The following is an 11742-nucleotide window of genomic DNA, read 5'->3' on the forward strand; positions in this document are numbered from 1 at the left end:
AAAGTTGAAAAACAATTAGAAATTATATATAATTTAGCACAAAAGGAGCTTTTTTAGTTATCTAGGACAGCCCCAAAGTTAATATACCATCATAAGAAATAGTAAATTTTTCATTATAATTATCTATGTTTCTCCAAGAACCTCTTAAATCATAAGGTTTAAATTTTGATGCTGAATCAAACAAAGAAGAACAGCTAACAGAGAATAAAGATATTAATGAAACTAATCCCATTAACGATACAATTTTTAAAATCCTTTTTTTATTAATCATATAAACCTCCTATACCATAATAATACGATACCCCCCTATAATATATATTATATTTTTTTTGTCAATAGTGTAAAAAAAATATAGAATCTAATCAAATTGTAATTTTAACATAAAATCAAACATATATAATGTAAATATTTTATACACAAAAACACCAAAAACTATATATAAAACTTGATAAAATGCCTAATTTTGATATAATCAATCTAATTTAATGAGATTTTTTTAGTTTTAAGGATATATTTATGTCTAAAGTTATAGCTATAGTTAATCAAAAAGGCGGAGTTGGAAAAACAACTACAGCGATAAATTTAAGTGCTGTAATAGCATCAATGGGACACAAAACTCTTTTAATAGATATTGACCCTCAGGCTAACGCTTGTTTAGGTGTTGGTGTAACAAGAGATACGATGAAAAAAAGCGTTTATGATATATTAATAGGTCAGGCTGCTGCAAATGAAGCTATAATGCCTACTTATCAGGAAAATTTATATTTAATACCATCAAATTCAGATTTGGTTGGTGCTCAAATAGAATTGGTTAATGAAATAGCAAGAGAATACAAACTAAAAAAAGCCATAGAAACTATAAAAAGCGAATATGAATATATATTTATAGACTGCCCGCCTACTTTGGGTATATTGACTCTTAATGCCCTAACTGCTGCTGATTCTGTACTTATACCTATACAATGCGAATTCTATGCTTTAGATGGGGTTTCAGAGCTTAATAACACTATATCTCTTGTAAAAGAAAATCTTAATAAAGAATTAAAAATAGAAGGCGTACTTCTTACGATGTATGATGCCAGAACAAAATTAGCCTCTGATGTTGTAAGAGAAGTTGTAAATTTCTTCAAAGAAAAGACTTACAAAACTATGATACCTAGAAATGTACGTTTAAGCGAAGCTCCTTCTTATGGAAAAGCTATAGGAGATTATGATAAAGATTGTGTTGGAGCTAGAAGTTATAAGGAATTCGCTAAAGAATTTATAGAAAAATCTAAATAATTATAATTTTTAATTTAAATAATATCATTCTATAAACAATATTGTTTAAATGAAAAAATAGCAGTAAATAAAAGTTTTTAAATTTGAAAAAGTTGCTAATAAATAATATAATTATGTTACCTAATTAATATATTAGAATAAAGAAATAAAAGAGGATTATATAATGATGAGAAAAGGCGGACTTGGCGGTCAAGGTTTGAATGCATTGATAAAATCAACTGATAATGAAATAAGAACTTCAGCAGAAGAGGCAGAAAAAAGAGGCGTATTAGAAATAGATGTATCTCTTATAGATGTAAACCCAGATCAGCCTAGAAAAGTATTCAATGAAGAAGAAATACAAGGTCTTGCCGAATCAATAAGAGAAAATGGGCTCATCAATCCTATAACTTTAAGAGAAAAAGATGGTCAGTATCAAATAATATCCGGTGAAAGAAGATTCAGAGCATTTAAATTCCTAAACAGGGATAAGGTTCCAGCATTAGTACTACAAAATATAGATGATTCTAAAATGCTTGAGCTTACTTTGGTAGAAAATATACAAAGAGCAGATTTAAATGCAATAGAAATAGCAAGAAGTTATAAAAAATTAATATATGATTTGAATATAAAACAAGAAGAATTAGCAAACAGGGTTGGAAAAAGCAGAAGCACTATATCAAATTCTATGCGTATATTAGATTTAAGCGAAAATATACAAAATTTAATATTGGAATCAAAAATAACAGAAGGTCATGCAAGAGCTATACTATCATTAGAAGATGAAAATCAAAGGGAAGAATTTGCAAAAGAAATAATTGAAAATGGATATTCTGTCAGAGAATGCGAAAAGATAGTAAAAGAAAGAAAAAATAATAATTCAGTTCAAGATAATCAAGAAGCAGAAAATAATAATGAATCAATAAAAAAAGAAAAGAAAAAAGACCCTAATATAAGACAATTAGAAAATGATTTAGAAAAAATATTCTCTACAAAAGTTAATGTACTAGATAAAAATGGAAAAGAAGGTAAAATAGTAATAGAATATTATAGTTCTGATGATTTATCAAGAATTATGGATATGCTTGAAAAAATACATGAAAGAGAAAATTCTACAATGCCTACTCTTGAATATTAGGAGATACTTTGAATAATATAATTAAATACATACTTATTATAGTAGTAATATCTTTAAATCTCTATTCAAGGGAAAGAATGCCTATAGCAACTATTGATTTAGATCATAGTTTAAGAGCTAATGAGCCATTTAGAAAAGAATTAGTAAAAGCAGTTAATAGATTTGCTTATCTTAAACAGAAAACATCTATATCAGTAGACAGACAAAAAAAGAAACTATTTTCTACAAATGAATTAACTTTAGAACAAGGTTTAACAGTAGCATCTAATTTAAAAATACGTGTTGCTATTATAATGGATAGCGAAAAAGTATTAAAAAATACAAATAATCAAAATAATACCAACACTTTAACTATAAATTCAAATGAAATAAATACAATATTAAGTAATTATAATGTTACAAACACAATGCTTAGTAATGATATAGTACTAACAAATGAAATAAAAGATTTGGGAGATCTGATAGAATACGGCATAGGAAAAAAAACTGAAAATATTGATAAAGCCGCTGAAGAAAAAAAAGATGAAGAACTTTATGATCTCAAATATAATTTTAAAGCAATAGATATAGTAACAGGTGAAACATTAAAAGAATATGAATTAAAAAAACCTTCAGAAGGAATATCAACTATAAATGAAATATGTAGATTCCTAGAATTTTATTTCTCAAAAATAATGTTAGAATCTCTTGAGCCTCCAATAAACGGAATCAATATAAACTTAAGGGCTGAAAGAATAACATTAGAAAATAAGACCAATGCAATATACAACAGAGGAGAAATAATAGAAGGAGAATCTTTTACTTTAAATTTCAGATCTAATGTAGAAGGATATATATATATATTTGCCTTTCAAAATGATGGAAATGTAATATTAATGCATCCTAACGACTTTAATAATTATACAAACAATCAATATCAAAACAAAATAGAAGCAAAAGAAAACTATATAATACCTCCAAATAACTCTATATTTGAAATGGTAATAAGGCCTCCTTTTGGAGAAGATAGTTTCTATTGTTTCTACACAAAAAAAGAACAAGAATGGATTACAGGAAAATATTTTACAGGTGATGGATTCAAAGTATGTAATAAAAATAAAGTGGCTGAATTTGCTGCATATTTGAAATACATATTAAAACTAATAAAAACTGATAATTGGCAAATATCAAAACTATATTTAGAATCTATTCCGGAAATAGAACAGCAATTAAATAACGAAAAAAAATAATTATTTTTGACGAAATCCTTAGAGCGTATGCGGTAAAAAAGTAGATAAAATTTATATAAAGTCTATCAGTTGAAAAACTTAAAAATTTTCAGTATATATAAAAAATAAGGCCATTATTCATAATAAATAATGGCTTTTTACGTTAATAAAACTTATAAAAGACTAATTTCTGTAAATATATTTGCTATTTAAAAGCGGCTGATATCTATTCTCTTTATCTAAAAAAGAATTCTGATAAAAAGGATATAAAACAACTGTACCATCTTCATTTACATGTCCAACAGGATCATATTTATAAAAAGGCAATACTGAACCTTTATAAACTACTGTATCTGAAGGCCCCCATTTTAATGGCACATCAACACCAAATACACTGTCTTCTTCTACAGGAATACCATATATATAAACATACTTTGAATAAATATCTACTGCTACCAATGTATTATCCAAAGATATTATTCCGCCGCCTTTTCCTGTAAATCTATAAAAATAAAAACGCTTCATAGCATTTTCATTTGCTTTATTTCTTTTTTCTGTATATAAAGGATTATAACCTCTATACTGATAATATTTCATGCTGGATATAAAAAACATTCCAGCTTTTGAATTTTTTCCTTCGTACATATATTCTTTAGTATCAGAATTATTTAGTTTCCAAGATCTATCTTCTGTACTATCAATGAATTTAAAACTAGGAATATTGTTTTTATCAAAAGTAGCAACTAAAAGCCAATTTTTGAATTTTGAAGAACTAAAATTAGGATTATCAGAAACTGGTCTTTCTATTGTTTCTTTAGAAAAAAGGAATAAACTATTAATAAATATAATTGTTATATATAAAAATACTCTACTCATAATCTCACATTTTATCTAATTAATTTCTTTATTACTGTATATAATACACTAAAATCGACATAAGTAAATATTGTCGTTTTTAATTATACTATAAAATTTATTGAAAATGAACAAAAAATTCAAAAAATATATTTATTACACTACATTTAATACAAAATATACTACATTTTAGCTTTAATGTTGAAGAATTAGTGAACACTTTGAATTTTATGTCTTATTATACTTATTTCACAGAATTTTTATCATCTTCTTCGTTATTATCATCAGCATTAAGTTCTATCAATTTAATATCTTCTTTTTCTTCTTCATCTTCAGTTGATGATTCTTCTTCTGTTATAATTAAATCTGTACATTTACTTTTTTTAGTTCTTAATTTTCCATAAAGAATAACAAAGATAACATAATATATTATAGACATTAATACAGCAGATAAACTATAAGGAATTAACACCATTTGATTATTATAAATTGTATTAAATACATAATTATATCCATAAGGGAAACCTATATACAATAATAAAATCAAAGGTACAATCAACAATAACCACCATTTATTTTTGTATACTTTATCAGAAAAAGAATATGATATTATTATTGTAAGTATAGAAATAGTACTAAGATAAGAAACAATACCTCTGTCTAATTTAGTTTTAGAATAATCTATTTCCAAGAAATTCATTATGATTATTCCGCATATAGAAGTTAATAATATACCTATCATAGTATAGAATATAGAAAATAAAAGTTTAAGTAAAAATATTCTATTTGAAAATTCTTTTTCAGTATGAGGAAGCAATTCCACAACCCAAAGTATAATAGAAAAAGCGAAAGTTTGAATTAACAATTCAGGTAAATTTATTATATGGAATTTTAATGGAAGCTGAGTATACACTACACCTTCTATAGAACTAGGTGCTGAAGAAGGGGCAGCTATAATACCTATACATGCAAATATAAGCCAAGTTATAAACCAGCCAAATTTAGTAATTATAATTCTTCTAATTGGGAATAAAGCTATAGCTATAAATAATGCTCTTATAGGCTGTAAAAAAGGTCCGACAAAAATTATAGGAGATTCAAAACTCCTCATAAAATTTGCTATTACAGTACCATCATAAATAGAACTGTAATCAAACATATTAGAAAACAATAATCCAAAAACAATATATGTTAAAGTGTGAATAACAGCAACTTTTATATAAAAAATAAAAAAGTGTCTAAGAAATACCTTTGGAGAGTTATCATTTTCCATAATCTCAACCTTCTTAAGAAAATTATTTTTCCTGCCTTTCAACTATATCATTATGATATACATAATTTATTCTTCTTATAGAAACTGCTTTACCTGTAACACTATCAACCTGAACAACAATACCATTAATCATAGGGCTAGTAGTTTCAACTTCAAATCTATGAGGCATTTTAGTAACAAATCTAGCAATTGCAGCATCTTTTTTCATTCCTATAACAGAATTATAACTTCCGCACATACCTATATCAGAAATATATGCTGTATAGGAAGATAATATTTTCTCATCTGCAGTTTGTACATGAGTATGTGTACCGAATATACAAGATACTTGTCCTTCAAGATAATATGAAAAAGCAATTTTTTCAGCAGTAGCTTCTGCATGGAAATCTATGAATATAACATTAGTTCTTTCTTTGATATGTTTAATTGCAAGATTAGCCTTTTTGAAAGGACAATCTAATGGATCTAAAAAAGTTCTTCCCATCAAATTGAGTACGCCAATCTTACAATCGAACATTTCATATATATAATAGCCAAGACCAGGAGCATCACTAGGATAATTATATGGACGGAGAAGTCTATGCTCATTACCTATTAAAGCAAAGACATCTCTATTATTCCATATATGATTGCCTGAAGTAAGCACATCTATACCGCAGTCAAATAATTCTGCTGCAGTATCTCTTGTAATGCCTATACCATTAGCAGCATTTTCTCCATTGGCTATAACAAAATCAATATCATTTTCTAATTTTATTTCTTCTAAATGCCTTCTTATAGCATAACGTCCTGTAACGCCTATAACGTCGCCAAGACATAATATATTTTTTATAGACATTTTTAATTTACCTTTGTTAATTTATTATCTAGCAACCTCAACTGCTCTAGTTTCTCTAATTACAGTAACCCTAATTATTCCAGGGTACTTCAATTCATCTTCAATACGTTTAGCGATATCTCTTGCTATTTGTTTTGCTTGAATATCATCTACCATATCACTTTTAGCCATAACTCTAAGTTCACGGCCTGCCTGTATAGCAAATGATTTTTCAACGCCTTCTATACTGTCAGCAATTTTCTCTAAATTATCTAAACGTTTAATATAGCTTTCAAAAGATTCTCTTCTAGCACCAGGTCTTGCTGCACTAATAGCATCTGCTGCTTTTACAATAACTGCCTCAACAGTTTGTGTATCAACATCATTATGATGTGCTCTTATGGCATTAACAACTTCTTCTTTTTCTCCACATCTTTTTGCCAAATCAGCACCGCTCATAGCATGAGAACCTTCACCTTCTGTTTCTATTGCTTTACCTATATCATGCAAAAAAGCACTTCTTTTAGCTAAATCTACATTAGCACCTATTTCTGCAGCTATCATTGCAGCAATATTAGCAACTTCTTTACTATGAAGAAGCATATTCTGCCCGTAACTTGTTCTATATTGAAGTCTTCCCATATGTCTGATGAGTTCATGATGCATAGTTGTAAGATTCAAATCAACGATAGCGTTCTCACCTGCTTCCATTATAGAATCTTCAACTTCTCTTCTAGTTCTTTCAACAACTTCTTCGATTCTAGCAGGGTGTATTCTTCCGTCTAAGATAAGTTTTTCTAATGAAACTTTAGCTATATGTTTTCTAACAGGGTCAAAACAAGATATAACAACTGCCTCTGGAGTATCATCAATTATGATATCAACTCCTGTAAGGGTTTCAAGCATTCTTATATTTCTACCTTCTCTACCTATGATTCTTCCTTTCATTTCTTCACTAGGTAAAGACACAGATGTCACAGAAGTTTCTTGAGCAACCTCACTAGAAAGACGCTGTATAGTTTGAACTATTATTTCTCTGGCTTTTCTTTCGCCTGTTTCTATAGCATTTTTTTCTATGTTGTCAACTATTTTAGTAGCAGATTTTTTGGCATCTTCTTCTATATCTTTTATCAAGCTAGCTTTAGCTTCTTCTCTTGTAAGACCAGCTATTCTTTCTAATTCCCTTTCAGCTTCCTCTATAACAAAAGATAATTTTTCTTCCTGCTCTTTTATCTTTTTCATTTTATTCTCAATACCATGCTCTTTATTTTCCAAGTATTGAGATTTTTTATCAAGATTAGCCTCTCGTTGTAGTACCCTATTTTCTAGCTTTTGAATTTCTGATTTTCTATCTCTGTTTTCACTTTCTAGCCTGCTACGCTCTTTTTGTATTTCTGCATTAGCTTCAGAAAGCATAGTTTTTCTTTCATTTTCCGCTTGTTCCCTTGCACTTTGAAGCAATTTATGTGTTATAATTTCCGTAGAGTTAAGCTTTATTTTAGCTATAACAAAACGGGTTGTATATCCCAAAATAAACGCAACTACAACAGAGGTGATGATTATTATAGGTATAGTCATATTTCACCTCGTTATTATTATTTTTTAAACATTTTCTACAATAACATTATTAACATATTTTTGTTATAAAGTCAACAACATTATTGTAGATATAATTATAAAGTAATGTTTATAGATTATTACATTAATATTTTTGGAACATTTTTCCAGAACCGCCGCAAGTTTCGCAAGTTTCCGGAGCTTTGTCTCTGTAGATATTACCACAGCTTGGGCAAAGATAGAAAGTTACTTCTGCATCAGGTTTATTTAAGAAATTATCTATAATATCTTGGAATAATTTAGCATGTTCTGTTTCTACTTTACCTAAAGAGTTTACAGTTTCACTTACTAATTTATTCTTTTGTTCTACTGCAACTTGAGCTAATTGTGGGTAAAGTATAGTAGATTCATAAACTTCACCTTTTATACCTGCTTCTAAGTTTTCTTTATCGCTAGCTGGAGCAACTGGATTAAGTTCTGGTGTAAATTTTGTCATATCTAATCCGCTTCTCAAAGCTAATTTTCTCATTTTTTCAGCATGGATTTTTTCAGCAAAAGATGTTGTTGAAAAAACTTTTTGAATTGCTTTATTGCTAGATGCTTTTCCAAATGCACTATATCTATTTGCAGCATTAGATTCACCTTGAAATATTGAATATAAAACTTCTTCTAATGTTTTAGCAGCCATATTTATTTTCCTCCAAATGTATATATATATTTATGAAAATAATTCTTTTTAAATAAAATTAATTTCTATATATAATATCAATTAGTAAAAAAAAATCAAACTATTTTTTAAAAAAATACAGTAAAAATTACAATAATATATGATAGATAAAATTTTTTTTTTATAATATAATAAATAAAAATTAAAAGAAAAACGGTTGAACAGAATGAAAAAGATAATAATAACGATAAGCAGACAATATGGCAGCGGCGGAAGACATATTGGAGAGATGTTGGCAAAAAAACTTAATCTATCTTTTTATGATAAAGAACTTATAGAAGTAGTGGCGGAAAGAACAGGTATAAACAAACAATTTTTAGAATCCAAAGAAGAAAAATTCACTAATGATAATCTTTTTTTCAGTGCATTTCATAAAGAAATTTTTTCAAGTCCATTTGCATCTACAGTAAGGAATTCTACACTTGATAAAATATTTGAAATACAAAGAGAAGTTATTATCAATATAGCCAATCAAGGAAATTGTGTGATAATAGGACGATGTGCAAGCTTCATTTTAAAAGAAGATTATGAATGTTTTAACGTATTTATACATGCCCCAAATAAAGAAAGAATACAAAGAATAACTAATGAATATGGCGTAAAAATGGAAAATGCTGAAACTCAATTAGAAAATACTGATAAGTATAGAGCTAATTACTACAAATACTACACAGGCGGAGATTGGGGAAATATGACTAATTATAATCTAACTATAGACAGCGGATACTTCGATAGTGAGGCTGTATGCGATATAATTATCAATGCTATAAAAAAAAATAAATAAAAACTTGAAAATTGATAATATATTACTATATTTAATAAATAGTCATACTAAATATGAATATAAGACTTGAGAAAAGAGGGAAGTTATGAAAGATAAAATTATAAAAGATTTCTATGAGAATGATTATTTTTCTTATGAATCAGAATGCGATTTATGGAATGATGAAAAAATTTCTTTATTAATAGATTTCGGAGAAGAAGCAAATAAATCTGAAATGTTAATGAAATATTTAGATAAAATAAATGAAATATTAAAATGGATAGATGAGCATAAAAAAAATGTTGTTGACTTTCTTATTGACAAACAATGCTTAGCTTTAGCAGAAGAATGGATTATCACTTGTGAACAGGTTGATGAAAATACTTATAAAAACCAATCCGGCGAAATCATTAATATACCTATAAAAGAAGAAGATTTCTATAATGCAATATATATAGATACTATTCTAATAGATTTTGATGAAGATGAAACAAGACCGGATACAACATTGCATATATTATTTGAACCTGATTATTTTAAACATCATTCATTAATAGTTTATATTGACGGCGACAGACAAATAGAATACGGCGATATAGCTGGATAATAAATTTATAAAATATACTAATAATTTAATATGATAAATAATAGTTATCATGTTAAATTATTATGTTAATATATTTCAATTTTAAAAATCAATATTTTCTAATAACACAAATAATACAAATTTTTGTTTTTTATAAAGTTATATAAATTTATCTCACTCATACCCTATTAAATAGTTTTATTATAATTAAATAATATGCTATATAAAAAAATAATTAAAAATACAAAAAATATAAATTATGGAAGTATAAAAATGACATTAAAAAGCACTATGATTATAGTTACTGATATAAATAAATCTGTTGAATTTTATAAAAATATTCTTGAATTAAATGTTATTATGGATTTCGGAGCAAATAGAACATTAACTGGAAATTTAGTTTTACAAACAATAGAAACATATAAAGATTTTATTGATAAAGATAATATTTCTTTTGGAGGAAATAACTTTGAAATATATTTTGAAGAAGATGATTTTGATAATTTTATTAATAAACTAAAAAATTACAATATAGAATATGTACATTCTGTAAAAGAACATTATTGGGGACAGAGGGTGGTTCGATTTTATGATCCAGATAAACATATTATTGAAGTTGGTGGAAATATGAAATCAGTATGCAAACGTTTTTTAGACAGCGGCATGAATATAGAAGAAACTGCAAAACGTATGGACGTACCTATAGAATTTATTAACGATTGCATAAAATAAATTTATAACAATAAAATTAATATATTTTTTATTATTATACAATTAGTATAGTTTCAATTTTTTTAGTTCTTTCTGATACTCTTGTGATATTTTATTTTTTAATTTTTCATCTCTTACAATATCACAGCATAATAATACTTTTTCATATAATTTCAAATAAAAAGAATGATGTTCTGCTGTAAAAGGCTCACTAATGAAAGCCCATATTTCTTTTTCTAATTTCTCATTATTTATATTAAGCATTATATCTGCTGCTCTTTCTATTATATGTCTGCCTAAATTAATATTATAAAATTTATCATCTCGAATATTTTTATATTGTTCATATACTTTGATATTAACTGCCAAGCATAATCATATTTATTATCATCAATTAAAGATTTAAGATAATTATTTAAAGCAGAAACTATATCCCAATTACTTTCATTTTCTTGAACAGCCATTTCAAAAAGTTTTTTAGTAGTTTCTAATAGAGATTCTTTATCTTCTATAAGTGACTCATAATATTTTAATTTATCTAAATTATTTTTATCCCATTCTTTTACAGTGCTTTTCCATATATCAACAAGTTTTGATAACAATTTTGATTCATCAATATCTATAAAGTAAGATATTATAGAATCTAAATTTAATTCATCTAATTTTTCATTATAATAATCATAATCATCAACACCGTAACCGCAATTACAATCGAAGTTGGCATTTTTTGCTTTATCAAATAAATCTTTATATTTAAAAAGTAATTTATTTAGGGGCTGTCCTAGATAACTTAAATTTGTTAAAATTTAAGTATGAAACGAAGTAAATTAAGTAAAGATAAACAATT

14 protein-coding genes are annotated in these 11742 nt (G+C 26.6%); 6 read left to right on the plus strand and 8 right to left on the minus strand.

Annotation, left to right across the window (positions count from 1 at the left end):
* Positions 1–61: 61 nt before the first annotated feature.
* Positions 62–271, minus strand: coding sequence for a hypothetical protein (locus Q0K52_RS13265; protein WP_297300198.1), 210 nt, complete (start codon positions 269–271; stop codon positions 62–64).
* A 245-nt stretch (positions 272–516) separates the two neighbouring features.
* Between Q0K52_RS13265 and Q0K52_RS13270 the strand changes: the two genes are divergently transcribed.
* From Q0K52_RS13270 to Q0K52_RS13280, 3 genes are all read left to right on the plus strand, one after another.
* A complete protein-coding gene (locus Q0K52_RS13270) occupies positions 517–1281 on the plus strand; it encodes a ParA family protein (protein ID WP_297300200.1) in 765 nt (254 codons plus the stop codon).
* A 163-nt stretch (positions 1282–1444) separates the two neighbouring features.
* Positions 1445–2398 (plus strand): ParB/RepB/Spo0J family partition protein, encoded by a 954-nt coding sequence (locus Q0K52_RS13275; protein ID WP_297300204.1) that lies wholly within the window; start codon positions 1445–1447, stop codon positions 2396–2398.
* Between the two features lie 8 nt (positions 2399–2406).
* Positions 2407–3627 carry a DUF4384 domain-containing protein gene (locus tag Q0K52_RS13280; RefSeq protein ID WP_297300207.1) on the plus strand — a complete coding sequence of 407 codons (1221 nt, stop codon included), beginning with the start codon at positions 2407–2409 and terminating at the stop codon, positions 3625–3627.
* A gap of 162 nt (positions 3628–3789) precedes the next feature.
* On the opposite strand, the gene Q0K52_RS13285 is transcribed toward Q0K52_RS13280, so the two are convergent.
* The 5 genes from Q0K52_RS13285 to Q0K52_RS13305 form a co-directional block, all read right to left on the minus strand.
* Positions 3790–4482 (minus strand): hypothetical protein, encoded by a 693-nt coding sequence (locus Q0K52_RS13285; RefSeq protein WP_297300209.1) that lies wholly within the window; start codon positions 4480–4482, stop codon positions 3790–3792.
* A gap of 223 nt (positions 4483–4705) precedes the next feature.
* The gene (locus tag Q0K52_RS13290; RefSeq protein ID WP_297300211.1) at positions 4706–5734 is read right to left on the minus strand and encodes a hypothetical protein; all 1029 of its coding nucleotides are present in this window, start codon (positions 5732–5734) and stop codon (positions 4706–4708) included.
* Positions 5735–5756: 22 nt separating this feature from the next.
* Positions 5757–6572: a TIGR00282 family metallophosphoesterase gene (locus Q0K52_RS13295; protein ID WP_297300213.1), complete on the minus strand. Its 816-nt coding sequence runs from the start codon at positions 6570–6572 to the stop codon at positions 5757–5759.
* 24 nt (positions 6573–6596) lie between these two features.
* Positions 6597–8129, minus strand: a complete 1533-nt coding sequence (rny, locus tag Q0K52_RS13300; protein ID WP_297300215.1) for a ribonuclease Y — start codon at positions 8127–8129, stop codon at positions 6597–6599.
* 124 nt (positions 8130–8253) lie between these two features.
* Positions 8254–8796 carry a ferritin family protein gene (locus tag Q0K52_RS13305; protein ID WP_297300217.1) on the minus strand — a complete coding sequence of 181 codons (543 nt, stop codon included), beginning with the start codon at positions 8794–8796 and terminating at the stop codon, positions 8254–8256.
* Between the two features lie 205 nt (positions 8797–9001).
* Here Q0K52_RS13305 and Q0K52_RS13310 point away from each other — a divergent pair, with 205 nt between their 5' ends.
* The 3 genes from Q0K52_RS13310 (at position 9002) to Q0K52_RS13320 (ending at position 10916) form a co-directional block, all read left to right on the plus strand.
* On the plus strand, positions 9002–9619 hold the full coding sequence (locus Q0K52_RS13310; protein ID WP_297300219.1) for an AAA family ATPase: 618 nt from the start codon (positions 9002–9004) through the stop codon (positions 9617–9619).
* 85 nt (positions 9620–9704) lie between these two features.
* The gene (locus Q0K52_RS13315) at positions 9705–10205 is read left to right on the plus strand and encodes a DUF2262 domain-containing protein (protein ID WP_297300220.1); all 501 of its coding nucleotides are present in this window, start codon (positions 9705–9707) and stop codon (positions 10203–10205) included.
* A 252-nt stretch (positions 10206–10457) separates the two neighbouring features.
* Positions 10458–10916, plus strand: coding sequence for a VOC family protein (locus Q0K52_RS13320; protein WP_297300222.1), 459 nt, complete (start codon positions 10458–10460; stop codon positions 10914–10916).
* Positions 10917–10958: 42 nt separating this feature from the next.
* Here the strand turns inward: Q0K52_RS13320 and Q0K52_RS13325 are convergent, their stop codons facing one another.
* Together Q0K52_RS13325 and Q0K52_RS13330 are read right to left on the minus strand one after the other, a co-directional pair.
* Positions 10959–11159 (minus strand): hypothetical protein, encoded by a 201-nt coding sequence (locus Q0K52_RS13325; protein WP_297300224.1) that lies wholly within the window; start codon positions 11157–11159, stop codon positions 10959–10961.
* A 32-nt stretch (positions 11160–11191) separates the two neighbouring features.
* Positions 11192–11497 carry a hypothetical protein gene (locus tag Q0K52_RS13330; RefSeq protein ID WP_297300226.1) on the minus strand — a complete coding sequence of 102 codons (306 nt, stop codon included), beginning with the start codon at positions 11495–11497 and terminating at the stop codon, positions 11192–11194.
* Between the last annotated feature and the right edge of the window lie 245 nt (positions 11498–11742).

It is taken from the genome of uncultured Brachyspira sp. (assembly GCF_944390845.1).
Classification (GTDB): Bacteria; Spirochaetota; Brachyspiria; order Brachyspirales; family Brachyspiraceae; genus Brachyspira; species Brachyspira pulli.

Excerpts from the sequence above, each read along its gene's own strand:
- Q0K52_RS13320 (WP_297300222.1), top strand. The coding sequence starts at position 10,458 with ATGACATTAAAAAGCACTATGATTATAGTTACTGATATAAATAAATCT.
- Q0K52_RS13295 (WP_297300213.1), bottom strand. The coding sequence starts at position 6,572 with ATGTCTATAAAAAATATATTATGTCTTGGCGACGTTATAGGCGTTACA.
- Q0K52_RS13275 (WP_297300204.1), top strand. The coding sequence starts at position 1,445 with ATGATGAGAAAAGGCGGACTTGGCGGTCAAGGTTTGAATGCATTGATA.
- rny (WP_297300215.1), bottom strand. The coding sequence starts at position 8,129 with ATGACTATACCTATAATAATCATCACCTCTGTTGTAGTTGCGTTTATT.
- Q0K52_RS13315 (WP_297300220.1), top strand. The coding sequence starts at position 9,705 with ATGAAAGATAAAATTATAAAAGATTTCTATGAGAATGATTATTTTTCT.
- Q0K52_RS13285 (WP_297300209.1), bottom strand. The coding sequence starts at position 4,482 with ATGAGTAGAGTATTTTTATATATAACAATTATATTTATTAATAGTTTA.
- Q0K52_RS13290 (WP_297300211.1), bottom strand. The coding sequence starts at position 5,734 with ATGGAAAATGATAACTCTCCAAAGGTATTTCTTAGACACTTTTTTATT.
- Q0K52_RS13310 (WP_297300219.1), top strand. The coding sequence starts at position 9,002 with ATGAAAAAGATAATAATAACGATAAGCAGACAATATGGCAGCGGCGGA.
- Q0K52_RS13265 (WP_297300198.1), bottom strand. The coding sequence starts at position 271 with ATGATTAATAAAAAAAGGATTTTAAAAATTGTATCGTTAATGGGATTA.
- Q0K52_RS13270 (WP_297300200.1), top strand. The coding sequence starts at position 517 with ATGTCTAAAGTTATAGCTATAGTTAATCAAAAAGGCGGAGTTGGAAAA.
- Q0K52_RS13325 (WP_297300224.1), bottom strand. The coding sequence starts at position 11,159 with ATGCTTAATATAAATAATGAGAAATTAGAAAAAGAAATATGGGCTTTC.
- Q0K52_RS13305 (WP_297300217.1), bottom strand. The coding sequence starts at position 8,796 with ATGGCTGCTAAAACATTAGAAGAAGTTTTATATTCAATATTTCAAGGT.